Here is a 25,645-nt window from a genome sequence, read left to right on the forward strand (position 1 = left end):
GGGTGCTGCTGCCGGTCTTTGCCTCTAACGCTGCCGCAATTACAGCTTCGCGAAACAACGACGCGCGGCGTCGACAGTGCGCTGAATATCCTCTTCGCTGTGCGCCAGCGACATAAAGCCTGCCTCATAAGCTGATGGCGCAAAGTAAACACCTTCCTCCAGCATCAGATGGAAGAAGGTTTTAAAGCGCTCTACATCGCAGCGGGTCACATCGGCATAACAGGTCACGCTATCAGCCTCGGTGAAGAACAGGCCGAACATCCCGCCCACATGATTAATCACCAGCGGGATATTTTGCTGTTGGGCTGCTTCGCGCAGACCCTCAGCCAGCTGGCGGGTCAGGGCATCCAGTTTGTCGTGCGTGCCAGGCTGCGCGATCTGTGTCAGGCAGGCAAAACCGGCGGCCATGGCAATGGGGTTACCGGAAAGCGTACCCGCCTGATAAACCGGACCGGTCGGGGCCAGCGCAGCCATCACGTCGCGACGGCCACCAAATGCGCCAACCGGCATCCCGCCACCGATAATCTTTCCGAGACAGGTCAGGTCAGGACGCACATTGTAGTGAGCCTGCGCGCCGCCCAGCGCCACGCGGAAACCGGTCATCACTTCATCAATAATCAGCAGTGCGCCGAACTCATCGCAGAGCGCACGCAGGCCTGGCAGGAACGCCGGCTGCGGCGGAATGCAGTTCATGTTGCCGGCGACCGGCTCAACGATGATGGCCGCGATGGCGTCAGGATATTGCTCAAAGGCGCTGCGCACCGAGTCGAGGTCGTTAAAGGTGCAGGTCAGGGTGTGTTTAGCGAAATCAGCCGGTACGCCCGGCGAGTTTGGCTGACCCAGCGTTAAGGCACCGGAACCCGCTTTCACCAGCAGATGATCGGCGTGACCGTGATAGCAGCCTTCAAACTTGATAATTTTATCGCGGCCCGTAAAGCCACGCGCCAGACGAATCGCGCTCATGGTTGCTTCGGTGCCGGAGTTGACCATCCGCACCATCTCCATAGACGTCACCAGCTCACACACCAGTTGCGCCATGGTCACTTCCATTTCGGTCGGTGCGCCAAAGCTCAGGCCGCGCTGGGCCGCTTCGATCACGGCATTACGGATCGCCGCGTTGTTATGACCCAGCACCATCGGACCCCATGAGCCAACATAGTCGATATAGACTTTTCCATCGGCGTCATAGAGATACGCGCCATCAGCATGTTCAATAAACAGCGGAACGCCGCCCACACCGGTAAATGCGCGTACTGGCGAGTTTACCCCGCCCGGGATCAGGCGTTGTGCCTCGGCAAACAGTTGTTCGGACTTACTCATTTTCGGCTCCAGCGGTTCATAAAAATATTGCACCATTCTACGGAAGAGGGGCAGCAGACGAAAGGCGGATTCACCCGCGGCGCCCTTAACAGAGGTGAAAGCGGCACAGAGTGCGAAGGGCAGAGCTTGATTGCGCTGAGGTGCTGGCTGATAATAGCGTTATTAAGGTCGTTTTCTGACCTGGGCGTTTACCGGAGTAAAACATGAGTGATGAAGTAGTAGCACTGCCGTTGCAGTTTACCGACGCCGCAGCCACCAAGGTGAAGAACCTGATTGCCGACGAAGAGAACCCGGCGCTGAAACTTCGCGTCTATATCACCGGTGGCGGTTGCAGTGGTTTCCAGTACGGCTTCACCTTTGATGATCAACTGAATGATGGCGACATGACGATCGAAAAGCAGGGCGTCTCGCTGGTGGTTGACCCGATGAGCCTGCAATATCTGGTGGGCGGTTCGGTGGATTACACCGAAGGTCTGGAAGGCTCACGCTTTATCGTGACCAATCCAAATGCCAAAACCACCTGTGGCTGTGGCTCTTCCTTTAGTATCTGATGATGAAGGCCGTCATCGCGACGGCCTCGTTTACCACTCGATTGTGACCAGCCGGTTACTCTGTTTCACACTTCCCTGCGACTGAATCTGACTATGGGTTACGCGTGGCTGCGCGCTTGCCTGTCTGCCGCAGTTGATCTGCGGCGCGGGCTGACCGTTAGCCGTGTTGATTTCACAGCGTGAATAGATGACAAGTCTGGCGCCAATAGAGCCATTTATCGATCCTGCAAGGGCAGAACCGGCGATCGACAGCCCTATGGCCAGCAGCAGTGCTCTGGTCATATAAGGTTCCTGGTGTTTTAAAAAAGCGCCGGGGCGCTAAAAGGACGGCGAGCATACGTGGCGCGTTCGTCTCTGGTATTGATCAACGGCAAAAATCGCAGTGACTTTAATTAATTCGCCGATTTATTCATCGGGATGCAGAGCCGCGCAGAGTTGCTGCGCGGCCAGCAGCAGTCGCGGGCCTGGCCGGCTAAGCCAGTCCTCGTTGATGGCAATCACCGGTACATCCAGCTGCGGTCGCCAGAACACACGGATGTTTTCCGCCTGCTGCGCACTGCCACCCGTCACAACGGCCTGAGGATGGCGCATCAGTACCTGCTCACGGCTGACCTGTGGCCAGCTGACACGACTGTCGGCAAAAATATTCCTGCCACCACATAATGTAATTATCTCATTCTGCAGCGTGGCTCTGGCGGCGGTAAAGAGTGGCTGCTGTCCAAACTGCAAAAAGAGCGGAACCGCAGTCAGGTGAGTATAGCGCTGACGCAATGCGGCTTCCTGCTGCCGTAACGCCTGGGCAGCTCTGCTTGCCTGTTCCGGGCTGGGGCTCCAGCGGCCCAGATCGGCCAGCGCTGTGAACATGTCATCCAGCGTCTGCGGATCAATCCATTTAACCGGTACGCCGAGCTGCTGCAACTGGTCAATCTGTCGCTGCGGATTACCGCCTCGCCAGGCTAAGACCAGATCCGGTTTGAGCTGCAGAATGCGTTCGGCCTTGATGCCCTGCCAGTTGGCAACCTGTTCAATCTGTTTCGCCTGCGGCGGATAGTCAGACCATGCACTGACCGCAATCGGCGTAATCCCGGCAGCAAAGGCGAGTTCGGTAAGGTGGGGAGCGAGGGTGATAACACGGGGCGGGGAGGCAAGCAGGCTGCCGCTCAACAGCAGCAGCCAGCAGAAAAGCAGCGTTTTAGCCACGCGCCAGATGCGCCAGCAGGTTCTCCACCAACAGCGAAGATTGCTTTGCCGCTACGCTTAAGAACTCATCAAAGCTGAGGTGAGATTCCTTATCGGCCACGTCGGAAATCGCACGGACCACCACAAACGGTACCTGGAACTGATGACAGACGTGACCGATAGCGGTTGCTTCCATCTCAACGGCAATCGCCTGCGGGAACAGGTTGCGAATGCGTGCCAGCGGTTCGGCACCATTGATAAAGGCATCACCGCTCACCACCAGACCGCGTACGGCATTCAGGTCCAGTTGCTTAATGCAGGCTTCCGCCGCAGCAATCAGCTTGCTGTCTGCCACAAATGCGGCCGGACAACCCGCCATCTGACCCGGCTCGTAACCAAATGCGGTGACATCCGCATCGTGATAACGCACTTCGTCTGACACCACGATATCGCCGACGCTGAGCGACGGCGATAAACCGCCCGCCGAACCGGTGTTGATCACCACATCGGGTTTGCAGAGCTGCAGCAGCAGCGTGGTGCCCAGCGCCGCAGAGGTTTTACCAATGCCCGATTTCAGCAGTGCCACCTCAACGCCCTGCAGGGTGCCGGTATAGATTTCACAACCCGCCAGCGACAGCGTTTGACGGTTTTCAATTTTGTCGCGCAGCAGTGTGACTTCCTGCTCCATCGCGCCAATAATGCCTGCTTTCATAGTGAGTTCCGCTAATGTAAAGAATCAAAATTTAGGGCATAGTCTACCATGGCATTCAGGGGATTAATTCACGAAAAAGTCAGGGGTAATTCATGTCGGCGATCAATTTCAGGAAGAAGATCAGCTTCTCGCGCCCTTATACCAGTCGAAAAGATCCGGAAGGCGAATATTATATTACCCGCCATTTTGAGAGCGACCGTGGACGGATTATCAACTCCGCCGCCATCCGGCGACTGCAACAGAAAACGCAGGTTTTTCCGCTGGAGCGCAATGCCGCTGTCCGTTCCCGACTGACACACTCGCTGGAGGTGCAGCAGACCGGACGCTACATCACCAAAGAGATCCTGCAAACCCTGAAGATGCAGGGCGGGCTGGCGCAGTATGGTCTGGATGAGCTTGAAGGCGCATTTGAAAGCCTGATCGAAATGGCGTGTCTGCTGCATGACGTGGGCAATCCGCCGTTTGGTCATTTTGGCGAGGCGGCGATTAACGACTGGTTTGAAGAGAACCTCGCTGCCGAGCTGGTCGATCCGCTGGTGGCGGGCGTTGAAGGGGATGCGCAGCGTAAAGCCTTTGATGAGCTGAACGCCATGATACGCCAGGATCTCTGCCATTTTGAGGGCAACGCGCAGGCTATCCGTATGGTGCATACGCTGCTGCAACTCAATCTCAGTTATTCTCAGGTCGCCTGCATCCTGAAATATACCGCGCCTGCCTGGTGGCAGGGGGAAAAGCCCGCCGAATTTAGCGTACTCATGAAGAAACCCGGTTTTTATCTCTCTGAGCAGGATTATATTGCCGACCTGCGTGCTGCCACCAATATGGAAGAACACCACCGATTTCCGCTCACCTATATAATGGAAGCCGCAGATGATATCTCCTATTGTATTGCCGATTTGGACGACGCTGTAGAAAAAGATATTTTTAATGTTGAGAGTTTGTTTGAATTTCTCAGTAAAGCCTGGGGGCCGGTGAAAAATAATGACGCCTTTAGCCGGACTATTGGCGAAGCCTGGCGGGAAGCCTGCAGTAAAAAACGCCGCAGCCGCAGCGATCAATTTTTTATGTCATTACGCGTAAATGTTCAGAGCGTGCTGGTCAGTTACGCGGTGAAACGTTTTGTTGATAATCTGCCTGCAATATTCGAGGGAAGTTTTAACCATGCACTGCTGGAAGATGAGGGTGAAGAAGGGCGTTTACTGCAACTGTTTAAGACCGTTGCGCGCCAGCAGGTGTTTAATCACTCCGAAGTTGAGCAGCTGGAACTGCAGGGTTACCGCGTGATTAAAGGGCTGCTGGAGATCTATCAGCCGCTGATGCGCCTTAATTATGAAGCCTTTACCACGCTGATGAATGAAGACTTCCTGCGCCAGCACCCGATTGAAACGCGGCTTTTCCATAAGCTCTCCGGGAAACACCGTAAAGCCTATTTGCACAAGATGCGTAATCTGGTTGTGGAGCATAAATATCAGCGGCTGTTGTGGGAGCGTTATTATCGCTTCCGGCTTATTCAGGATTATATTAGCGGTATGACCGATCTCTATGCCTGGGATGAGTACCGGCGGCTGATGGCAGTAGAATAAGCCGCCGATTGTAAAGAGCGCGAATAAATTTTTACCTTTGGCTTAAACTTTTAAAGGAACTTCGCGCTAAAACATTTATCTCACCTTTCGACCACAGCAATGGTCTGAACAGTAATCTTATTGAGAAACGAAAAATGAAAAAAAAGACTTTAGTGTTAAGTGCGCTGGCATTGAGCCTGAGCATGGCGCTCGCCCCTGTTACTGTTTCTGCTGCGCAAACGGCCTCTTCCGAAAGCCAGCAACTGCCAAGCCTGGCTCCCATGCTGGAAAAAGTGATGCCGTCTGTGGTCAGTATCAGCGTTGAGGGCACTACCACAGTAAAAACGCCACGCATGCCACAGCAGTTTCAGCAATTTTTTGGCGACAATTCGCCGTTCTGTCAGGACGGTTCACCGTTCCAGGGTTCACCCCTGTGCCAGAACGGTGACGGTGCAGGCGGTAACGGTAGCGGACTTGCCCCTGATACCCAGCAGGAAAAATTCCGTGCGCTGGGATCGGGCGTGATCATCAATGCCGAAAAAGGCTATGTGGTGACCAATAACCACGTCGTAAATAATGCCACCAAAATTCAGGTGCAGCTCAGCGACGGCCGTCGCTATGATGCAAAAGTCATCGGTAAAGATCCCAGCTCTGACATTGCACTGGTTCAGCTACAGGAAGCCAAAAATCTGACCGCCGTGAAAATTGCTGACTCCGACAATCTGCGCGTCGGTGACTACACCGTGGCAATCGGTAACCCGTATGGACTGGGTGAAACCGTGACCTCCGGTATCGTTTCGGCACTGGGACGCAGCGGCCTGAATGTAGAAAATTACGAAAACTTTATCCAGACGGATGCGGCGATTAACCGGGGCAACTCCGGTGGTGCGCTGGTTAACCTCAACGGTGAACTGATTGGGATTAACACCGCTATTCTGGCACCGGATGGCGGCAATATCGGTATCGGCTTTGCAATTCCGAGCAACATGGTGAAAAACCTGACGGCGCAGATGGTTGAGTTTGGACAGGTGAAACGCGGCGAGCTGGGTGTGCAGGGCACGGAACTGAACTCCGAACTGGCAAAAGCGATGAAAGTCGACGCACAGCGTGGTGCGTTTGTCAGCCAGGTACTGCCAGACTCTGCAGCTGCGAAAGCGGGCATCAAAGCGGGTGACGTGATTGTCTCCATGAATGGCAAACCGCTGAGCAGCTTTGCTTCACTGCGTGCAGAAGTCGGTTCACTGCCGGTTGGCACCACCCTGAAACTGGGCCTGCTGCGTGACGGCAAACCGGTCGATGTTTCTGTTCAGTTGCAGCAGAGCAGCCAGGCGAAAGTGCAGTCCGCCACCATCTACAACGGCATTGAAGGGGCTGACCTCAGCAATGTTGAAACCGGCGATAAAGGCGTTCGCGTTGATAATGTGAAAGCCGGCAGTGCCGCAGCGCGTATCGGCCTGAAGAAGGGTGATGTGATTCAGGGCGTTAACCAGCAGCCGGTAACCAACCTCGGCGAGCTGCGCAAAGTTCTCGATACCAAACCAGCTGTTCTGGCACTGAATGTGAAGCGCGGCGACAGCAGTATCTACCTGCTGATGCAGTAACGGAACGACCACTGATGAAGAGGCGGACCAGGGTCCGCCTTTTTTATGCCCGGCATTTGCCCTGGCAGAGTGTGATGCTCACCGCAAATTCGGCAAATGACCGCCTGGCTCTGTGCAAATGCACAATGTTCTGCCTGCTTTCCATGCGTATTCTGTTTCTCCCCCTCTTTTTCAGGAGTAATGGATGGCTACCTATCACCTTGATGCCCGGCTGGCACAGGATATCGTGGCGCGCACCATGAAAATTATTGACAGCAATGTCAATGTGATGGATGCGCGGGGCCGCATTATCGGCAGCGGTGACCGGGAACGCATTGGGGAGTTGCACGAAGGTGCGCTACTGGTGCTTTCGCAGGGCCGCGTAGTCGACATCGATGAAGCCGTGGCTAAACACCTTCATGGCGTACGGCCCGGCATTAACCTGCCGCTGCGCATTGATGGTGACATCGTCGGGGTGATTGGCCTGACCGGCGAGCCGCTGGCATTGCGGCATTATGGCGAGCTGGTCTGCATGACCGCAGAGATGATGCTGGAGCAGGCACGGCTTCTGCATATGCTGGCACAGGACAGCCGTCTGCGTGAAGAGCTGGTGCTGAATCTCATCCGCAGCGATACCCTGTCGCCACAGCTGACCGAATGGGCTCAGCGGCTTGGCATCGATCTCAATCAACCGCGTGTGGTGGCCGTTCTGGAGGTGGATAGCGGTCAGCTTGGCGTCGACAGCGCGATGTCAGAGCTACAGCAGTTGCAAACGCTGCTGACCACACCGGAGCGCGATAATCTGATCGCTATTGTGTCACTGACCGAAATGGTGGTGCTGAAACCGGCCCTGAATGGGCATGGACGTTACGATCAGGATGATCATCGCCGCCGCGTCGAGCAGCTGCTGCAGCGGATGAAAGAGAGTGGTCATCTTCGGATGCGTATCGCGCTGGGTAACTTCTTTACCGGGCCGGGCAGCATTGCACGTTCTTATCGGACGGCGCGCACCACCATGATGGTGGGCAAGCAGCGTATGCCTGAAGTACGCAGCTATTTTTATCAGGATCTGGTGCTGCCGGTGCTGCTCGACAGCCTGCGCGGCGGCTGGCAGGCCAATGAGCTGGCCCGGCCGCTGGCGAAGCTCAAGAGCATGGATAACAACGGTTTGCTGCGCCGCACGTTAATCGCCTGGTTCACCCATAACGTCCAGCCGAGCGCTACCGCACGTGCGCTGTTCATTCATCGTAATACGCTGGAGTACCGCCTGAACCGGATTTCTGAGCTGACCGGACTGAATCTGGGTCATTTTGACGACAGGCTACTGCTCTATGTGGCTTTGCAACTGGATGAGCAGGGGTAGGGAGAAGATTTGCGGCATAAAAAAGGCCAGCAAAGCTGGCCTCTCTTGTCAGACAGGACATTAACGGCTGTTACGGGTTAATTTTTCGAGGTCCGATTCAATTTCTGAGATCTTGTGGGCGACCACGCTTTCCAGATGACGCAGGTCATCCAGAATTTTGCGTTTCAGATCCACTTCAACCTGATCGCGCTGGCAAATCTGGTCCAGTTCATCGATGACATAACGCAGATTCGGGCTGATTTCCTGAACTTCTTTGTAGCCCTGAGTCGCGTGATCGGCAACGACAGTTTTGCGCTGGCGCGGATATTTGAATTTAACGCTCTTCGCGAAAAACTCGCCTTTATCTTTACGGAAGTAGATCTTCAGAATGTCGTTATTGGCTTCCTGACGCAGGCTGTAGCGGTCAATGTCGTCCGGGTTACTGATACCTAAGCTTTTCAGATTGTCATACATAGCGTTGTTTCCATCAAAAGTGAGAAGCGCGCAGACTTGTTCATGACGTCCGTCAACTGTAGACATAAATAAGCGGGATGAACATTGCGCGACAGGATTTAACTGGCGCGGATTATGACCTGGATAAAAACTAAACGCACCAGTTAATTCGCGGCGCGAAGCATGTTATTGGGTAATGAGTGTAAAGAAAAGATGACGGGCTGGTTTCCAGCCCGTCAGTTCAATCAGTCGATGGTGCGCAGCAGTTCGTTGATACCGGTTTTTCCCAGCGTTTTCGCATCCACTTTCTTCACGATCACAGCACAGTAGAGGCTGTAGCTGCCATCTTTGGACGGCAGGTTACCTGAAACTACGACGGAACCAGCAGGCACACGACCATAATGTACTTTGCCTGTTTCGCGGTCATAAATTTTAGTACTCTGACCGATGTAAACGCCCATTGAGATCACTGAGCCTTCTTCAACAATCACGCCTTCAACGATTTCAGAGCGTGCGCCAATGAAGCAGTTGTCTTCGATAATGGTCGGGTTGGCCTGCAGCGGTTCCAGCACGCCACCGATACCCACGCCGCCAGAAAGGTGAACGTTTTTACCAATTTGCGCACAGGAGCCAACAGTCGCCCAGGTGTCTACCATGGTGCCTTCATCCACGAAGGCGCCAATGTTGACGTAAGAAGGCATCAGCACCGTGTTGCGGGCGATATAGGCACCCTGACGCACAGCCGCAGGCGGCACGACGCGGAAGCCTGCGGCTTTGAAACGCGTTTCATCCCAGCCGGCAAACTTCATCGGCACTTTGTCGTAAAAGCGGGTTTCTGCACCTTCCATTACCTGATTGTCATTGATGCGGAAAGAGAGCAGCACTGCTTTCTTCAGCCACTGATGCGTTACCCACTCGCCGTCGATCTTCTCAGCAACGCGCAGCTCACCGCTGTCCAGCAGAGAGATCACCTGGTTGATGGCATCACGGGTTTCGCTGTCAACGCTGGCAGGTGTGATGTCAGCGCGACGTTCGAAGGCGGATTCAATAACGCTCTGTAACTGTTGCATATTTTTTTCCTGATCTGTCATGTGCGATGCCGGGCAATAACCCGACACAAGTAAAGAGATTAATGTTTACAAATCGAGTCTGGTCACACTTTATCGTTTGGATTAAGGGCCTCTGTCAACCGTTGTTGCAACGCTTTACGCATTTCTTCATCCAGCGCCTGACGTTCACTGTTGGCCAGAATAAACAAATCTTCGACCCGCTCGCCGATGGTGCTGATGCGTGCGCCGTGCAGCGACACACCGAGATCGGCAAAGACTTCACCGACTCGCGCCAGCAGACCAGGCTGATCCAGCGCCACCAGCTCCAGGTAGCTGCGACGATCGGTATGCGTCGGCAGGAAATTGACCTCTGTATCCACGCTGAAATGCCGGAGTTTGGCTGACGGACGGCGGGTACGCGGCGGCACCCAGTCAGACTGGGTGATCGCCTGCTCCAGCGCCTGAATGATCATCGGATGGCGATCCGGCGACAGTGGGCTGCCATCCGGTTCCAGCACAATAAAGGTGTCCATGGCCATGCCGTCGCGGCTGGTAAAGATCTGCGCGTCGTGGACGCTGAGGTTGCGGCGGTCGAGTTCTCCAGCTACGGCGGCAAACAGGTGCGGACGATCGGGGCTCCAGATGAAAATTTCGGTTCCGCCGCGCGTGGCCTGCGGGCTGACCAGCACCATCGGTTTCTTCAGATCGTGAACCAGTAAGTGGCGGGCATGCCATGCAATCTGATTAGGCGTGTGGCGCAGGAAATAATCTGCGCGGCAGCGATTCCAGATCTGGTGCAGGCGCTCTTCATCGATATTGTCCATCCGTAGCAGCGCCAGTGCCTGCAGACGATGGTGACGCACCCGCTCACGCAGGTCCGGACTGTTTTCCATGCCGCGTCGCAACTGCTTCTCGGTGGCGAAAAACAGCTCGCGCAGCAGGCTCTGCTTCCAGCTGTTCCACAGGCTTTCGTTGGTGGCGCAGATATCGGCGACGGTCAGGCAAACCAGATAGCGCAGCCGGTTCTCATTCTGCATCATCTCAGCGAACTGCTGGATCACCGTCGGGTCCTGAATATCGCGCCGTTGCGCCGTCACCGACATCAGCAGATGATGGCGAACCAGCCAGGCCACCAACTGCGTTTCACGCGAGTTCAGGCCATGCATTTCAGCGAAATCGAGCGCATCCTGTGCGCCGAGAATAGAGTGATCGCCGCCGCGCCCTTTGGCAATGTCGTGCAGCAGTGCTGCCATCAGCAACAGCTCCTGCTGCGGCAGACGCGGCCATAACTCTACGCACAGCGGATGCTGCGGACGCGTGGTTTCATTGGCAAAGCTTTCCAGCTTCTGCAGCACGCGGATAGTGTGCTCATCCACGGTGTAGGCGTGGAACAGATCGAACTGCATCTGCCCGACGATATGGCCCCACAGCGGCGTGTAAGCCCATAACACGCTGTGACGGTGCATCGGCACCAGCGCCCGGCTGACCGCGCCGGGATGGCGCAGAATCGACATAAAGGTGCGTCGCGCTTCCGGAATCTGACACAGCGGTTGTTTAAGATGACGACGCGCATGGCGCAGATGACGCAGGGTAGTGGAGTAGATCCCTTTAATGCTGTCGTTACGCACCATGACATAGAACATGCGCAGAATTGCCTGCGGTTCGCGGGTGAACAGCGTTTCGTCACGCAGGTCGATCAAATCGCCACGCAGCTGGAAATCGTCATCGACAGGCCTCGGTTTTTCGCTGGTAGAGAGCGCCAGAATCGCCTCATCAAACAGCTGCAGCAGCATCTGATTCAGTTCGCCGATGCGCCGCGTGACGCGATAGAAATCTTTCATCATCCGCTCGACCGGCTCATTGCCTTCACCCTGGTAATTCAGGCGCTGTGCCACGCTGAGCTGGCGATCAAACAGCAGGCGGTTATCATAGCGTGGCAGGGAGAGGTGCAGGGCAAAGCGGATGCGCCAGAGAAATTCCTGGCATTCGTTGAGTTCGCTGCGCTCCGCGTCGGTGAGGAAACCAAAGCCAACCATCTCATCCAGCGTTGTGGCACCAAAATGGCGTCGGGCGACCCACTGCAGCGTATGGATATCGCGCAGACCACCCGGACTACTCTTGATGTCCGGCTCTAGGTTATAGCTGGTACCGTGGTAACGCGTGTGGCGTTCCTGCTGTTCTTCAATTTTGGCGGCAAAGAAGGTGGATGAGGGCCAGAAGCCGTCACTGAAGATGTTTTTCTGCAGCTCCAGAAACAGCGCCACGTCTCCGGTCAGCATCCGCGACTCAATCAGGTTAGTGGCAACGGTAAGGTCTGACAGTCCTTCCAGCAGACACTCTTCCAGCGTGCGGACGCTATGGCCTACTTCCAGCCTGAGGTCCCACATCAGCGTCAGCAGATCGCTGGTGCGCTGTGCGGCCTGTTCGTCCAGCGGCTGTCGACTAAGGATTAGCACATCAATATCAGAGAGCGGATGCAGTTCGGCACGGCCATAGCCGCCCACGGCGACCAGCGCGATAGAGGGCATCGCATCAAAGCCAAAGAAGCGCCACAGGCGACGTAGTAGCCGGTCAATAAACAGGGTACGCGCATCAATCAGCGGCTCAACGGCTTCACCGGTATCAAATGCGGCAGCCAGATGCTGCTGAAACTGCTCCAGCCGCGGCTTCAGAATGTCGCGGGTCAGCTGGTCGTCACCCCATTCGGCCGGCGAATCGACCAGACCGTTTTTTACCTCTTCTGACAGACTCACACTCATGCAGCTCTTCTCTTTTTTAGCCAAAAAAAAGCCGGCTCATCGCCGGCTTGATCTGTGTGAGGAAAATTACCCTTCAGCAACGAGCACGGCAGGGATCGTGTCATCTTTACGCAGGGTTAAAATCTCACAGCCGTTTTCCGTCACCACAATAGTATGCTCATACTGTGCGGACAAGCTGCGATCTTTGGTTTTTACCGTCCAGCCATCTTTCATTGTGCGGATGCGGTAATCACCGGCATTGACCATCGGTTCTACCGTAAAGGTCATGCCCGCCTGCAGTACCACGCCGCTATCATCGGCATCGTAATGCAGCACCTGCGGCTCTTCGTGGAAGCCTTTGCCGATGCCATGACCGCAATATTCACGCACGACAGAGAAGTCGTTCGCTTCCACATACTTCTGGATAGCCCGGCCCAGCTCGCGCAGACGAATGCCAGGCTTAATCAGGCGCAGGGAAAGATAGAGGCTCTCCTGCGTGACGCGGCACAGGCGTTCACCCTGAATGGTCGGCTTGCCGACGATAAACATCTTTGAGGTGTCGCCGTGGTACTCATCTTTAATCACGGTGACATCAATATTGACGATATCGCCATCTTTTAACGGGCGATCATCGCTGGGAATGCCGTGGCACACCACTTCGTTAACGGAGATGCAGACCGACTTTGGAAAGCCGTGATAGCCGAGGCAGGCAGAGATTGCCTGTTGCTTTTGGGTAATATGCTCGTGGCAGATGCGGTCCAGCTCACCGGTGGTCACACCCGGTTTCACGTAAGGTTCGATCATCTCCAGCACTTCAGCGGCCATTCGGCCCGCGACGCGCATTTTTTCGATTTCTTCAGGGGTTTTAATTGAAATTGCCATTAAATTAATCCGCAGTTGTCGAAGTTTTCGACAATAATAAGTTCTGTGCTGCCATGTTAGCAGCCAGCAAATGGGCTGCCAAATAGAGAACGCGCTGGCCTCTGTCAGCGATCATTTATTGGCGTCACTGGGCTGGTTGTGGTATAAAGCGCGCCGACGATTCTCTGTATGGCCGTTTCGGTCAGCAGGAAACGCATAACTCTCATTATGTGTACTAAAACACACATGTATCGACACATACGCCGGGGTGCCTTGAAAGAGGTCGGTCGTATGGGATACATGGAGGCCCAACCCCAATCAAACTTTAGAGGTTTTATCATGGCAACTGTTTCCATGCGCGACATGCTCCAGGCTGGTGTTCACTTCGGTCACCAGACCCGTTACTGGAACCCAAAAATGAAGCCATTCATCTTTGGTGCTCGTAACAAGGTTCACATCATCAACCTGGAAAAAACGGTTCCTATGTTCAACGAAGCTCTGGCTGAACTGAACAAGATCGCTTCCCGTAAAGGTAAGATCCTGATCGTAGGTACTAAGCGCGCTGCTGCTGAAGCGGTAAAAGAGTCTGCACTGAGCTGCGACCAGTTCTTCGTAAACCACCGCTGGTTAGGTGGCATGCTGACTAACTGGAAAACCGTGCGTCAGTCAATCAAACGTCTGAAAGATCTGGAGACTCAGTCTCAGGATGGTACTTTCGACAAACTGACCAAAAAAGAAGCGCTGATGCGTGCGCGTGAGCTGGCCAAGCTGGAAAACAGCCTGGGCGGTATCAAAGACATGGGCGGTCTGCCAGACGCGCTGTTTGTTGTTGATGCTGACCACGAACATATCGCAATCAAAGAAGCAAACAACCTGGGTATCCCGGTATTTGCTATCGTTGATACCAACTCAGATCCAGATGGCGTTGATTTCGTTATCCCAGGTAACGACGATGCGATCCGTGCTGTAAACCTGTACCTGACTGCCGTTGCGACCACCGTTCGCGAAGGCCGCTCTCAGGACCTGGCTGAGCAAGCTGAAGAAGCGTCTTTAGAAAACGCTTAATTAAGGTTTGCTCTGCATAAGAGCCCTTAGCATTCAGATGTGATCTGTAAGGGGCCTATAGTGGCCCCTTTATTTATCTCAGTCTGTTACGCCCCCAACCGGACGGCGGGACAGAGTAAATTTTCCGCAAATAAGTGTCTGCAGGTACCTATGTACACAGGCACGAACCGAGGATTCTGGAATGGCTGACATTACCGCTGCATTGGTAAAAGAACTGCGCGAGCGTACTGGCGCTGGCATGATGGATTGCAAAAAAGCGCTGACTGAAGCGAACGGCGACATTGAGCTGGCGATTGAGAACATGCGTAAGTCTGGCGCAATCAAAGCAGCGAAAAAAGCAGGCAACGTTGCTGCTGATGGCGTAATCAAAACCAAAATCGTTGGCGACTACGGCGTGATTCTGGAAGTGAACTGCCAGACTGACTTCGTAGCAAAAGATGGCGGTTTCCAGACGTTCGCAGACAAAGTTCTGGATGCGGCTGCCGCTGATCGCGTCACTGACGTTGAAGTCCTGAAAGCGCAGTTCGAAGAAGAGCGCGTTGCACTGGTTGCGAAAATCGGTGAGAACATCAACATCCGTCGCGTTGCAATCCTGGAAGGCGCAGAGCTGGGCAGCTACCTGCACGGCGCGCGTATCGGCGTTCTGGTTTCAGCGAAAGGCGCTAACGAAGATCTGATCAAACAGATCGCGATGCACGTTGCAGCGAGCAAGCCTGAATTCGTTAAGCCAGAAGACGTTTCTGCTGACGTGGTTGATAAAGAGTACCAGGTTCAGCTGGACATCGCGATGCAGTCTGGCAAGCCAAAAGAGATCGCAGAGAAGATGGTTGAAGGCCGTATGAAGAAATTCACCGGTGAAGTCTCTCTGACGGGGCAGGCTTTCGTTATCGACCCAAGCAAAACCGTTGGCCAGGCTCTGAAAGAGCAGGGCGCTGACGTCATCAACTTCATCCGCTTCGAAGTGGGCGAAGGCATCGAGAAAGTTGAGTCTGACTTCGCTGCAGAAGTTGCAGCAATGTCCAAACAGTCTTAATGCTCTGAAAGAACCGCCAGATGGCGGTTCTTTTTTGTCTGTGAATCGCAACAGACACGTTTTCAGTTTCATCCCAATAGCATTTTCTTTGCGGTAAGCGGATGATCGATCAGAATTTACTTCTCCTTTACACCCAATCTTCCAGGAAGAACTGACCATGGCGACCAACGCAAAACCTGTTTATCAACGTATCCTGCTTAAACTCAGCGGCGAAGCTCTGCAAGGCGCTGAAGGTTTTGGTATCGACGCGAGTGTGCTTGACCGCATGGCACAAGAGGTAAAAGAGCTGGTTGAGCTGGGCATCCAGGTTGGCGTGGTAATTGGCGGAGGGAACCTGTTCCGCGGCGCGAGCCTGCAGCAGGCAGGGATGAACCGTGTCGTAGGTGACCACATGGGTATGCTGGCGACCGTGATGAACGGCCTGGCGATGCGTGATGCACTGCACCGCGCCTATGTGAATGCACGCCTGATGTCAGCGATTCCACTGAATGGCGTCTGTGACAACTACAGCTGGGCAGAAGCGATCAGCCTGCTGCGTAACAACCGCGTCGTCATCTTCTCCGCCGGTACCGGCAACCCATTCTTTACCACCGACTCTGCGGCGTGTCTGCGCGGCATTGAGATTGAAGCGGACGTGGTACTGAAGGCGACCAAAGTTGACGGCGTCTACTCTGCCGATCCGGTGAAAAGCCCGGATGCGACACTGTATGATCAACTGACCTATGCCGAAGTCCTGGATAAAGAGCTGAAAGTGATGGATCTGGCGGCCTTTACCCTGGCGCGTGACCACAAATTACCTATCCGTGTTTTCAACATGAATAAACCTGGCGCACTGCGTCGCGTAGTGATGGGTGAAAAAGAAGGTACCCTGATTACGCATTAATACCCGAGGCGAGATAAAATAAGGTATATTCTGTCAGCGCGATGAGAATGCATCGCGCACCAGTCAGGATTATCGATGATTATCGATCCCGCTTCCGGTTATGCCGGAACTGGCCAGGTCAAACCGAATCCAAGGGTTTCAACGTGATTAACGACATCAAAAAAGATGCTGACACGCGCATGGAAAAATGCGTTGAAGCATTCAAAACGACCATCAGCAAAGTGCGCACCGGTCGTGCGTCACCTACGCTGCTCGACGGCATCGTCGTCGAATATTACGGCACGCCGACGCCACTGCGTCAGCTGGCTTCTGTCACTGTGGAAGATTCACGCACGCTGAAAATCAACGTGTTTGATCGTTCACTGAGTCCGGCAGTCGAAAAAGCGATCATGAAGTCTGATCTCGGTCTGAACCCAAGTTCAGCCGGTACTGACATCCGTGTTCCGCTGCCAGCGCTGACAGAAGAGCGTCGTAAAGATCTGATTAAAATCGTGCGCGGCGAAGCCGAGCAGGGCCGTGTGTCGGTACGTAACGTCCGTCGCGATGCCAACGATAAAATCAAAGCGCTGCTGAAAGATAAAGAAATCAGTGAAGACGACGAACGTCGTGCGCAGGACGAAGTGCAAAAAATGACCGATGCGTACATCAAGAAAGTTGATGCTGCACTGTCAGAAAAAGAGACGGAGTTGATGGATTTCTGATTCCATCACTGCCGGACAAAACGCCGTACAGAGAGGTATTCATATGAATGCGACATCTGGCGGCGTTTTACATTGTGCCTGCGGGCACGCTGACTTCACACGGATAGCCTCATGAAGCGATTAACTCTGCTGGGATCCACCGGCTCGATCGGCACCAGTACGCTGGCGGTGGTTCGCGCCAACCCAGAGCTTTATCAGATTACGGCGCTGGTTGCCGGCCATAACGTGGCGCTGATGGCCGAACAGTGTGCGGCCTTTACGCCACGCTACGCCTGCATGGCAGACGAGGCTTCTGCCGCTGCGCTACGTGAGCGACTGAGAGCAATCAGGGTCAATACTGAAGTGCTCTCCGGCGTTCAGGCAGCCTGTGAGCTGGCTGCGCTGGATGAGGTGGATCAGGTGATGGCGGCCATTGTCGGTGCATCAGGTTTACTGCCAACGCTGGCCGCCATTCGCGCCGGTAAAACGGTGCTGCTGGCCAACAAAGAATCGCTTGTCACCTGCGGCCGTTTGTTTATGGAGGCGGTGCGTCATCATAACGCGCAGTTACTACCGGTCGACAGCGAGCATAACGCCATTTTTCAGAGTTTACCGGCTACCATCCAGCATCAGTTAGGTTACGCTGACCTGCGGGATAATGGCATTGAGTCAATTATCCTTACGGGATCGGGTGGTCCTTTTCGTGACACAGATTTAGCAGATCTCAGCGCCATGTCGCCAGATCAGGCCTGTGCACATCCGAACTGGTCGATGGGGAGAAAAATCTCCGTCGATTCGGCCACCATGATGAATAAAGGTCTTGAGTACATTGAAGCCCGTTGGTTGTTTAATGCCAGCGCAGCGCAGATGGAAGTAATCCTTCACCCACAGTCGGTGATTCACTCCATGGTGCGATACTGCGATGGCAGCGTGCTGGCTCAGTTAGGTTCTCCCGATATGCGTACGCCCATTGCCCATAGCATGGCGTGGCCTTCGCGCATCAAAGCAGGCGTGACGCCGCTGGATTTTACCCGCATGTCGGCGCTGAGCTTTGCAGAACCTGATTTTAGTCGCTATCCCTGCCTGAAGCTGGCCATTGATGCCTGTGAGGCAGGGCAGGCGGCGACCACCACGCTGAATGCAGCCAACGAGGTTGCCGTCGCGGCTTTCCTGAATCACCAGATCCGCTTCACCGACATCGCGGCGCTTAATAGCGCGGTGATGGCGGCACAAGTGTGTCCGGAGCCGGATTCGGTGGACGCTGTCCTTGAAATTGATCGCTCCTCGCGCGCGCTGGCGGCAGAAATGTTGCCGCGCTTCACGTCGTGAAGCCGATCGTTATGAGGCCATTTGTTCGCTTCAGGTGAAAATGGTATAGTCGCTGGCTCGCGTTTCACGGTCTGTCACCGAATTCGGTGTGGCCCGGCACCAAAAGCGTGTCGGGATTTGAACCGGGCGCAATGTATTCAGAAACCACAGCATTTCTGATGAAAGGAATTGGTTAAGCGTTATGTCGTCTAACAATCACAACAACACTGATGACCAGCAGGGAAACGGTCCGCGCCATGTCGCTATCATCATGGATGGCAACGGTCGCTGGGCCAAAAATCAGGGAAAATTGCGCATTTCAGGCCACAAAGCGGGCGTTAAATCGGTGCGCCGTGCCGTCAGCTTTGCGGTCAGCAACAATCTTGAAGCCCTGACGCTTTACGCCTTCAGCAGTGAAAACTGGAGCCGTCCGGCACAGGAAGTCACCGCGTTAATGGAACTGTTTGTCTGGGCGCTCGACAGCGAAGTTAAAAGCCTGCACAAACACAATGTTCGCTTACGCGTCATTGGCGATACCAGCCGTTTCAGCCCGCGTATTCAGGAACGTATTCGCCGTTCTGAGACGCTGACCGCAAATAATAGTGGCCTGACGCTCAACATTGCTGCCAACTATGGCGGCCGTTGGGATATTATCGAAGGCGTGAAAAAACTGGCTGAGCAGGTGCAGGAAGGATTACTGCGTCCTGACCAGATTACCGAAGAGAGCCTGACGTCGCAGCTCTGTATGCAGGAGCTGGCGCCAGTGGATTTAGTGATAAGGACCGGGGGAGAGCATCGGATTAGCAACTTCCTGCTGTGGCAAATTGCCTATGCTGAATTCTATTTTACCGATGTGCTCTGGCCGGATTTCGATGAACACGTTTTTGAAGGTGCACTGAATGCATTCTCTCTGCGGGAGCGTCGTTTTGGCGGCGCTGCACCAGGCGGCGCCTGAGCAATCTGGGGGTAACCTTTGCTGAAGTCTCGTCTGATTACCGCGTTGATATTAATTCCGCTGGTAATCGCTGCACTGTTCTGGTTACCACCTGTGGGCTTTGCTCTCACTACCATCGTTATCTGTATGCTGGCCGCCTGGGAATGGGGTCAGTTTGCAGGCATGGCATCACGGCAACAGCGCGTCTGGCTGGCTGTACTTTGTGGTCTGCTGCTGGCGCTGATGCAGTTTACGCTGCCACCTTATCAACATACGGTGCATCTGCCACAGATCGCGACATCGCTTTGGGCGTCGCTGGTGTGGTGGGGCGCTGCACTGCTGCTGGTGCTCTCCTATCCCGCTTCTGCGGCCTTCTGGCGCCATTCGCGTCCCCTTCGCTTACTGTTTGGCGTATTAACGCTGGTCCCGTTTTTCTGGGGCATGGTGGCGCTGCGCCAGTATCACTATGACACCGACCACTTCGCCGGTGCCTGGTGGCTGCTGTTTGTGTTGCTGCTGGTGTGGGGAGCGGATTCAGGTGCCTATATGTTTGGCAAGATGTTCGGCAAGCACAAGCTGGCGCCAAAGGTCTCACCAGGCAAAACCTGGGAAGGCTTCCTGGGCGGTCTGGTCACCTCGGCGCTGATTGCAGTGCTGTTTGCGACGCTGGCGCCACTGACGGTTTCCACCGGTACGCTGGTGATTTGCGCGATTATCGCGACGCTGGCCTCCGTGCTGGGCGACCTCACTGAGAGCATGTTTAAACGTGAAGCGGGCATCAAAGACAGTGGTAATCTGATTCCTGGTCACGGCGGCATTCTTGATCGTATTGATAGTCTGACTGCGGCGGTGCCGGTGTTTGCCTGTTTATTGCTGCTGGTGTTCCGCACCCTTTAAGGACAGGCAAAGATGTTGAGCATAATCTGGAGTTTCTTCGCCTTTATCGTTGCGCTGGGCGTGTTGATTACCGTTCATGAGTTTGGCCATTTCTGGGTCGCTCGTCGCTGTGGCGTCAAAGTTGAGCGCTTTTCCATTGGGTTTGGTAAGTCGCTCTGGCAGCGCCGTGACCGCCACGGCACGGAATTTGTCATCGCGCTGATTCCCCTTGGTGGCTACGTTAAAATGCTCGACGAACGTGTCGAAAGCGTACCAGCCGAGCTGCGTCATCAGGCTTTTAATAATAAAGCTGTCTGGCAACGCGCCTCCATCATCGCGGCAGGTCCTGTCGCTAACTTCCTCTTTGCCATCTTTGCTTACTGGGTTGTGTTTATTCACGGCGTGCCGGGTGTGCGCCCGGTGATCGGTGAAATTTTAAACGGTTCGGTGGCTGCGGAAGCGCAAATTGCGCCCGGCATGGAACTTAAGGCCGTTGACGGTATCGAAACGCCTGACTGGGATGCTGTGCGTATGGCGCTGGTGGGTAAAATCGGCGACAGCAGCACCACGTTAACGGTGGCACGATTTGGCGAGGATGCGACTCAGCAGAAGCAGCTGGATTTGCGTAACTGGCAGTTTGAGCCTGATAAGCAGGATCCGGTCGTCGCATTAGGCATTCAGCCTCGCGGTCCGCAAATTGAGACCACACTGGCAGAAGTACAGGCGAATTCGCCAGCCAGTGAAGCCGGTTTGCAAGCAGGCGACAGGATCGTTAAAGTCGATGGTCAGCCATTATCGCAGTGGCAGACATTTGTGACCCAGGTCCGGGACAATCCCGGCAAAAGCATGACGCTTGAGGTGGATCGCGGCGGTGAGTCAATTGCGCTGACGATGACGCCAGAAGCGAAAGCTGGCACGACAGCGGGCTTTGCGGGTGTGATTCCGCGCATTGTTCCGCTGCCCGAAGAGTACAAGACGGTAAGGCAGTATGGCGCGTTTGCGGCTATCGGTGAGGCCAGTGTAAAAACCTGGCAGCTGATGAAGCTCACCGTTTCCATGCTGGGCAAGTTAATAACCGGTGATGTGAAGCTGAACAATCTGAGCGGGCCAATCTCGATTGCGCAGGGTGCAGGGTTGTCAGCAGAATATGGGTTGATTTATTACCTGATGTTCCTGGCGTTGATTAGCGTCAACCTGGGCATTATCAACCTGTTCCCTTTGCCGGTTTTAGATGGTGGGCACCTGCTGTTCCTGGCGATCGAAAAGATCAAAGGTGGACCGGTGTCCGAGCGAGTTCAGGACTTTAGTTATCGCATCGGCTCAATTTTGCTGGTGCTGTTAATGGGGCTTGCACTTTTCAATGATTTCTCACGTTTGTAACCGCTGGAACGCGAACATTCGAGGGATGTGTTAGGAAAACGCATAACAACGATGGCGATGAAAAAGTTGCTCATAGCGTCGCTGCTGTTTAGCAGCGCCACCGTTTACGGTGCAGACGATTTCGTGGTGAAGGATATTCATTTCGAAGGGCTGCAGCGAGTCGCCGTCGGCGCGGCTCTGCTGAGCATGCCAGTACGGGTTGGCGATACGGTGAATGACGATGATGTCAGAAATACCATTCGCTCGCTGTTCGCTACTGGCAACTTTGAGGATGTTCAGGTCCTGCGAGACGGTACAACGCTGATTGTCCAGGTCAAAGAACGTCCTACCATTGCCAGCATTACCTTCACCGGTAACAAAGCGGTGAAAGAGGATCAGCTCAAACAAAATCTGGAAGCTTCAGGCGTCCGTGTCGGCGAAGCGCTGGACCGTACTACTATCTCTTCTATCGAGAAGGGACTTGAAGACTTCTATTACAGCGTCGGTAAATATACCGCTAACGTGAAAGCCGTGGTCACGCCACTGCCGCGTAACCGCGTTGATCTGAAGCTGGTCTTTACGGAAGGTGTCTCTGCCAAAATTCAGCAGATCAACATCGTCGGTAATAAAGCCTTCAGCTCAGATGAACTGATCTCCCGCTTCCAGCTGCGCGATGAAGTGCCATGGTGGAACGTGGTGGGCGATCGTAAATACCAGAAGCAGAAACTGGCGGGCGACCTCGAAACCCTGCGCAGCTTCTATCTGGATCGCGGTTATGCACGCTTCAACATCGATTCGACCCAGGTCAGCCTGACGCCAGATAAAAAAGGCATCTACATCACGGTGAATATCACCGAGGGCGATCAGTACAAAATCGCTGGTGTAATCGTCAATGGCAGCATGGCGGGCCATTCAGCAGAAATTGAACATCTGACCAAAATTCCGGCAGGCGAGCTTTATAACGGTGCCAAAGTCACGAAAATGGAAGATGACATCAAGAAACTGCTGGGCCGCTATGGCTATGCCTATCCGCGCGTAGCCACACAGCCTGAAATCAATGACACCGATAAAACCGTCAAACTGCATATCAACGTGGATGCGGGCAATCGTTACTACGTGCGTAACGTCCGTTTCGAAGGCAATGACACGTCAAAAGATTCGGTGTTACGTCGCGAAATGCGTCAGATGGAAGGTGCATGGCTGGGCAGCGATCTGGTTGAACAGGGTAAAGAGCGTCTGAACCGTACCGGTTACTTTGAAACCGTTGATGTGGATACGCAGCGTGTACCAGGTGCGCCGGACCAGGTTGATGTGGTCTACAAGGTTAAAGAGCGCAACACCGGCACCTTCAACTTCGGCGTCGGTTATGGCACTGAAAGTGGTGTGAGCTTCCAGGTCGGGGTAACGCAGGATAACTGGCTGGGCACCGGTAATACCGTGGGCATCAGCGGGACCAAAAATGATTATCAGACCTATGCTGAATTCTCGCTTACTGACCCTTACTTCACCGTTGATGGTGTGAGTCTGGGTGGTCGTCTGTTCTACAACGACTTCAAAGCGGACAATGCGGACCTTTCTGACTATACCAACAAAAGTTATGGTCTGGATGGCACGCTTGGCTTCCCGGTTAACGAAAACAACACCTTGCGTGTCGGTCTTGGCTATGTCCACAACGACCTGTCAAACATGCAGCCGCAGGTTGCGATGTGGCGTTATCTGGATTCAGTCGACAAGCCGCAACAGCTTAATGATAAAGGCGAATTCTCAGCCGATGACTTCACCTTTAACTACGGCTGGACTTACAACACGCTGGACCGCGGCTTCTTCCCGACATCCGGTAACCGTACCAACCTGAATGGTAAGGTAACGATTCCAGGCTCAGATAACAGCTTCTATAAGGCCACGCTGGACACTCAGCAGTATGTGCCGATTAACCAGGATCGTACCTGGGTGCTGCTGGGCCGTGGTCGTGTCGGTTATGGCGATGGACTCGACGGCAAAGAGATGCCGTTCTATGAGAACTTCTACGCCGGTGGTTCGAGCACCGTGCGTGGCTTCCAGTCCAACACCATTGGACCGAAAGCGGCTTACTACAATAACAACTCGTCGAACTGCCGAATTGCCGATCCGAATGGCGTCTGTAAGTCTGACGATGCGGTGGGCGGTAACGCCATGGCGATTGCCAGTCTTGAGCTGATTACGCCAACGCCGTTCCTGAGCGAAAAGTATGCTAACTCGGTGCGTACCTCGGTGTTTGTCGATGCCGGTACCGCGTGGGATACCCATTGGGAAAATACGGATCAAACGCGCGCAGCGGACATTCCCGACTACAGCGATCCTAACAATATCCGCGTATCAAGCGGTGTGGCGCTGCAGTGGATGTCACCGCTCGGTCCGCTGGTGTTCTCGTACGCCCAGCCGATTAAGAAAGTCGATGGAGACAAGTCAGAGCAGTTCCAGTTTAACATTGGTAAAACCTGGTAATGTTCTGAGCATGGATGCATAGCTGAAGTCTTGCTGCCGGGCAGCACCTGTTGCTGTTCCGGAGCAAACACTGTGTCGCTGACACAAACGTTGATGGTAAGGAGTTTATAGTGAAAAAGTTGTTGTGTGCCGCAGGTCTGGGTCTTGCTTTAGCGGTCTCCGCTGGTGTTCAGGCTGCCGACAAAATTGCAGTGGTAAACGTGTCCAGCATTTTCCAACAGTTACCGCAACGTGCGACTGTTGCTAAACAGCTGGAAAACGAGTTCAAAGGCCGTGCAACTGAGTTGCAGAGCCAGGAGCGCGATCTGCAGACCAAAATGCAGCGTCTGCAGCGTGACGGTTCTACCATGAAGGCCAGCGAACGCAGCCGTATGGAAAAAGATGTCATGTCTCAGCGTGAAGCCTTCTCTTCAAAAGCGCAGGCTTTTGAGCAGGATAATCGCCGTCGTCAGATGGAAGAGCGTAACAAGCTGCTGAGCCGTATTCAGGATGCCGTTAAGAAAGTCGCTGACAGCGATGGTTATGACGTCGTGATCGACGCTAACGCGGTGGCTTATGCATCAAACGCAAAAGACATCACTGCTGACGTGCTGAAACAGGTTAAATAATTCATGTCATCTATTCGACTGGCTGATTTAGCCCAGCAGTTGGATGCAGAATTGCACGGAGATGGCGATATCGTCATCTCCGGCATTGCTTCTATGCAATCCGCCACAACTGGCCAAATCACTTTTCTTGCAAACAGCCGTTACCGCGAGCAACTCGCCCTGATAAAGGCCTCAGCCGTGGTGCTGACGGAAGCGGATCTGGAGTGGTGCAAAACCGCAGCCCTGGTAGTCAAAAACCCCTACCTGACCTATGCGCGTATGGCACAGATACTCGATACCACCCCACAGCCAGCGCAGAATATCGCCCCAAGCGCGGTAATCGATCCCTCAGCCCGACTTGGCAATAACGTTGCCATTGGTGCCAATGCGGTGATCGAAGCGGACGTTGAGCTGGGTGATAACGTGGTCATTGGTGCGGGATGCTTTGTTGGCAAAAAAACCCGTATCGGCAGCGGAACCCGCCTCTGGGCCAACGTCTCGGTTTATCACGAGATCGAAATCGGCCAGGATTGTCTGATTCAGTCAGGTACCGTCATCGGTTCTGATGGTTTTGGCTACGCCAATGATCGCGGTAACTGGGTGAAAATCCCGCAGTTAGGCGCGGTAATTATCGGTGATCGCGTCGAAATAGGTGCCTGCACTACCATCGATCGCGGTGCGCTTGATAACACTCTGATCGGCAATGGTGTTATCATAGACAACCAGTGCCAGATCGCTCACAACGTAGTTATTGGCGACAATACTGCGGTTGCAGGCGGTGTGATCATGGCGGGTAGTCTGAAGATTGGACGTTACTGTATGATTGGCGGTGCCAGCGTCATTAACGGCCATATGGAAATCTGTGACAAAGTAACGGTGACCGGTATGGGTATGGTCATGCGTCCTATCACAGAGCCTGGTGTCTATTCGTCAGGCATTCCGCTGCAACCCAACAAAACCTGGCGCAAAACTGCAGCGCTGGTGATGAACATCGATGATATGAGCAAACGCTTAAAAGCCATCGAGCGCAAGGTCGGCAAAGACGACTAACCGCCATCCCAAAACTGACCGGCTTTCATAATAAAAATG

At 54.2% G+C, this 25,645-nt stretch carries 23 protein-coding genes; 15 read left to right on the forward strand and 8 right to left on the reverse strand.

Translation table 11 applies throughout. The features are described 5' to 3' along the window. Positions 1 to 39: 39 nt before the first annotated feature. The gene (gene hemL, locus AC6I8J_RS03605) at positions 40 to 1,320 is read right to left on the reverse strand and encodes a glutamate-1-semialdehyde 2,1-aminomutase (protein WP_161735470.1); all 1,281 of its coding nucleotides are present in this window, start codon (positions 1,318 to 1,320) and stop codon (positions 40 to 42) included. A 203-nt stretch (positions 1,321 to 1,523) separates the two neighbouring features. On the opposite strand from hemL, the gene erpA reads away from it, so the two are divergent. Next, entirely contained in the window at positions 1,524 to 1,871 is a 348-nt protein-coding gene (gene erpA, locus AC6I8J_RS03610) for an iron-sulfur cluster insertion protein ErpA (protein WP_008925625.1), read from the forward strand. 30 nt (positions 1,872 to 1,901) lie between these two features. On the opposite strand, the gene AC6I8J_RS03615 is transcribed toward erpA, so the two are convergent. From AC6I8J_RS03615 to mtnN, 3 genes are all read right to left on the reverse strand, one after another. Then, complete coding sequence (locus tag AC6I8J_RS03615; protein ID WP_285086405.1) at positions 1,902 to 2,153, reverse strand: hypothetical protein; 252 nt, start codon at positions 2,151 to 2,153, stop codon at positions 1,902 to 1,904. A gap of 123 nt (positions 2,154 to 2,276) precedes the next feature. Continuing rightward, a complete protein-coding gene (gene btuF, locus AC6I8J_RS03620; RefSeq protein ID WP_260059228.1) occupies positions 2,277 to 3,071 on the reverse strand; it encodes a vitamin B12 ABC transporter substrate-binding protein BtuF in 795 nt (264 codons plus the stop codon). Further along, on the reverse strand, positions 3,064 to 3,762 hold the full coding sequence (mtnN, locus tag AC6I8J_RS03625) for a 5'-methylthioadenosine/S-adenosylhomocysteine nucleosidase (RefSeq protein WP_161735476.1): 699 nt from the start codon (positions 3,760 to 3,762) through the stop codon (positions 3,064 to 3,066). The genes btuF and mtnN overlap by 8 nt, the downstream gene beginning before the upstream one ends. Before the next feature lie 92 nt (positions 3,763 to 3,854). On the opposite strand from mtnN, the gene dgt reads away from it, so the two are divergent. From dgt to AC6I8J_RS03640, 3 genes are all read left to right on the forward strand, one after another. Next, positions 3,855 to 5,345 (forward strand): dGTPase, encoded by a 1,491-nt coding sequence (gene dgt, locus AC6I8J_RS03630; protein ID WP_161735478.1) that lies wholly within the window; start codon positions 3,855 to 3,857, stop codon positions 5,343 to 5,345. Between the two features lie 134 nt (positions 5,346 to 5,479). Beyond that, entirely contained in the window at positions 5,480 to 6,925 is a 1,446-nt protein-coding gene (gene degP / locus AC6I8J_RS03635) for a serine endoprotease DegP (protein WP_161735480.1), read from the forward strand. Positions 6,926 to 7,109: 184 nt separating this feature from the next. Next, positions 7,110 to 8,267 (forward strand): CdaR family transcriptional regulator, encoded by a 1,158-nt coding sequence (locus AC6I8J_RS03640; protein ID WP_013356833.1) that lies wholly within the window; start codon positions 7,110 to 7,112, stop codon positions 8,265 to 8,267. Positions 8,268 to 8,327: 60 nt separating this feature from the next. Here the strand turns inward: AC6I8J_RS03640 and AC6I8J_RS03645 are convergent, their stop codons facing one another. The 4 genes from AC6I8J_RS03645 to map form a co-directional block, all read right to left on the reverse strand. Beyond that, positions 8,328 to 8,720, reverse strand: a complete 393-nt coding sequence (locus AC6I8J_RS03645) for a DUF3461 family protein (RefSeq protein ID WP_033731626.1) — start codon at positions 8,718 to 8,720, stop codon at positions 8,328 to 8,330. A 224-nt stretch (positions 8,721 to 8,944) separates the two neighbouring features. Then, positions 8,945 to 9,769 carry a 2,3,4,5-tetrahydropyridine-2,6-dicarboxylate N-succinyltransferase gene (gene dapD / locus AC6I8J_RS03650; RefSeq protein ID WP_161735481.1) on the reverse strand — a complete coding sequence of 275 codons (825 nt, stop codon included), beginning with the start codon at positions 9,767 to 9,769 and terminating at the stop codon, positions 8,945 to 8,947. Between the two features lie 83 nt (positions 9,770 to 9,852). Beyond that, a complete protein-coding gene (glnD, locus tag AC6I8J_RS03655) occupies positions 9,853 to 12,507 on the reverse strand; it encodes a bifunctional uridylyltransferase/uridylyl-removing protein GlnD (protein ID WP_260059230.1) in 2,655 nt (884 codons plus the stop codon). A gap of 66 nt (positions 12,508 to 12,573) precedes the next feature. Beyond that, a complete protein-coding gene (gene map, locus AC6I8J_RS03660) occupies positions 12,574 to 13,368 on the reverse strand; it encodes a type I methionyl aminopeptidase (RefSeq protein ID WP_161735485.1) in 795 nt (264 codons plus the stop codon). 318 nt (positions 13,369 to 13,686) lie between these two features. Between map and rpsB the strand changes: the two genes are divergently transcribed. From rpsB to lpxD, 11 genes are all read left to right on the forward strand, one after another. Continuing rightward, positions 13,687 to 14,412 carry a 30S ribosomal protein S2 gene (rpsB, locus tag AC6I8J_RS03665; protein WP_031375276.1) on the forward strand — a complete coding sequence of 242 codons (726 nt, stop codon included), beginning with the start codon at positions 13,687 to 13,689 and terminating at the stop codon, positions 14,410 to 14,412. 181 nt (positions 14,413 to 14,593) lie between these two features. Beyond that, positions 14,594 to 15,445 (forward strand): translation elongation factor Ts, encoded by an 852-nt coding sequence (gene tsf, locus AC6I8J_RS03670; protein ID WP_497825101.1) that lies wholly within the window; start codon positions 14,594 to 14,596, stop codon positions 15,443 to 15,445. Between the two features lie 157 nt (positions 15,446 to 15,602). Next, positions 15,603 to 16,328, forward strand: a complete 726-nt coding sequence (gene pyrH / locus AC6I8J_RS03675) for a UMP kinase (protein ID WP_013356840.1) — start codon at positions 15,603 to 15,605, stop codon at positions 16,326 to 16,328. A 143-nt stretch (positions 16,329 to 16,471) separates the two neighbouring features. Then, complete coding sequence (gene frr / locus AC6I8J_RS03680) at positions 16,472 to 17,029, forward strand: ribosome recycling factor (RefSeq protein WP_161735487.1); 558 nt, start codon at positions 16,472 to 16,474, stop codon at positions 17,027 to 17,029. Between the two features lie 111 nt (positions 17,030 to 17,140). Further along, positions 17,141 to 18,337: a 1-deoxy-D-xylulose-5-phosphate reductoisomerase gene (ispC, locus tag AC6I8J_RS03685; RefSeq protein WP_161735489.1), complete on the forward strand. Its 1,197-nt coding sequence runs from the start codon at positions 17,141 to 17,143 to the stop codon at positions 18,335 to 18,337. A 181-nt stretch (positions 18,338 to 18,518) separates the two neighbouring features. After that, positions 18,519 to 19,271, forward strand: a complete 753-nt coding sequence (gene ispU / locus AC6I8J_RS03690; protein ID WP_009091989.1) for a (2E,6E)-farnesyl-diphosphate-specific ditrans,polycis-undecaprenyl-diphosphate synthase — start codon at positions 18,519 to 18,521, stop codon at positions 19,269 to 19,271. Between the two features lie 18 nt (positions 19,272 to 19,289). Next, positions 19,290 to 20,147 (forward strand): phosphatidate cytidylyltransferase, encoded by an 858-nt coding sequence (gene cdsA, locus AC6I8J_RS03695; RefSeq protein ID WP_161735491.1) that lies wholly within the window; start codon positions 19,290 to 19,292, stop codon positions 20,145 to 20,147. Between the two features lie 12 nt (positions 20,148 to 20,159). Beyond that, entirely contained in the window at positions 20,160 to 21,506 is a 1,347-nt protein-coding gene (rseP, locus tag AC6I8J_RS03700) for a sigma E protease regulator RseP (protein WP_161735492.1), read from the forward strand. 51 nt (positions 21,507 to 21,557) lie between these two features. Next, positions 21,558 to 23,969, forward strand: coding sequence for an outer membrane protein assembly factor BamA (bamA, locus tag AC6I8J_RS03705; RefSeq protein ID WP_222924509.1), 2,412 nt, complete (start codon positions 21,558 to 21,560; stop codon positions 23,967 to 23,969). A gap of 110 nt (positions 23,970 to 24,079) precedes the next feature. After that, on the forward strand, positions 24,080 to 24,577 hold the full coding sequence (gene skp, locus AC6I8J_RS03710; protein WP_003852644.1) for a molecular chaperone Skp: 498 nt from the start codon (positions 24,080 to 24,082) through the stop codon (positions 24,575 to 24,577). A 3-nt stretch (positions 24,578 to 24,580) separates the two neighbouring features. Further along, positions 24,581 to 25,606 (forward strand): UDP-3-O-(3-hydroxymyristoyl)glucosamine N-acyltransferase, encoded by a 1,026-nt coding sequence (lpxD, locus tag AC6I8J_RS03715; protein WP_013356846.1) that lies wholly within the window; start codon positions 24,581 to 24,583, stop codon positions 25,604 to 25,606. Positions 25,607 to 25,645 lie beyond the last annotated feature (39 nt).

This window comes from Pantoea sp. X-Soil-ISGK-355, assembly GCF_059730805.1.

Coding starts and splice junctions, on each gene's coding strand:
- hemL (WP_161735470.1), bottom strand. CDS start 1,320: ATGAGTAAGTCCGAACAACTGTTTGCCGAGGCACAACGCCTGATCCCG.
- erpA (WP_008925625.1), top strand. CDS start 1,524: ATGAGTGATGAAGTAGTAGCACTGCCGTTGCAGTTTACCGACGCCGCA.
- AC6I8J_RS03615 (WP_285086405.1), bottom strand. CDS start 2,153: ATGACCAGAGCACTGCTGCTGGCCATAGGGCTGTCGATCGCCGGTTCT.
- mtnN (WP_161735476.1), bottom strand. CDS start 3,762: ATGAAAGCAGGCATTATTGGCGCGATGGAGCAGGAAGTCACACTGCTG.
- dgt (WP_161735478.1), top strand. CDS start 3,855: ATGTCGGCGATCAATTTCAGGAAGAAGATCAGCTTCTCGCGCCCTTAT.
- degP (WP_161735480.1), top strand. CDS start 5,480: ATGAAAAAAAAGACTTTAGTGTTAAGTGCGCTGGCATTGAGCCTGAGC.
- AC6I8J_RS03640 (WP_013356833.1), top strand. CDS start 7,110: ATGGCTACCTATCACCTTGATGCCCGGCTGGCACAGGATATCGTGGCG.
- AC6I8J_RS03645 (WP_033731626.1), bottom strand. CDS start 8,720: ATGTATGACAATCTGAAAAGCTTAGGTATCAGTAACCCGGACGACATT.
- dapD (WP_161735481.1), bottom strand. CDS start 9,769: ATGCAACAGTTACAGAGCGTTATTGAATCCGCCTTCGAACGTCGCGCT.
- glnD (WP_260059230.1), bottom strand. CDS start 12,507: ATGAGTGTGAGTCTGTCAGAAGAGGTAAAAAACGGTCTGGTCGATTCG.
- map (WP_161735485.1), bottom strand. CDS start 13,368: ATGGCAATTTCAATTAAAACCCCTGAAGAAATCGAAAAAATGCGCGTC.
- rpsB (WP_031375276.1), top strand. CDS start 13,687: ATGGCAACTGTTTCCATGCGCGACATGCTCCAGGCTGGTGTTCACTTC.
- tsf (WP_497825101.1), top strand. CDS start 14,594: ATGGCTGACATTACCGCTGCATTGGTAAAAGAACTGCGCGAGCGTACT.
- pyrH (WP_013356840.1), top strand. CDS start 15,603: ATGGCGACCAACGCAAAACCTGTTTATCAACGTATCCTGCTTAAACTC.
- ispC (WP_161735489.1), top strand. CDS start 17,141: ATGAAGCGATTAACTCTGCTGGGATCCACCGGCTCGATCGGCACCAGT.
- ispU (WP_009091989.1), top strand. CDS start 18,519: ATGTCGTCTAACAATCACAACAACACTGATGACCAGCAGGGAAACGGT.
- rseP (WP_161735492.1), top strand. CDS start 20,160: ATGTTGAGCATAATCTGGAGTTTCTTCGCCTTTATCGTTGCGCTGGGC.
- bamA (WP_222924509.1), top strand. CDS start 21,558: ATGGCGATGAAAAAGTTGCTCATAGCGTCGCTGCTGTTTAGCAGCGCC.
- lpxD (WP_013356846.1), top strand. CDS start 24,581: ATGTCATCTATTCGACTGGCTGATTTAGCCCAGCAGTTGGATGCAGAA.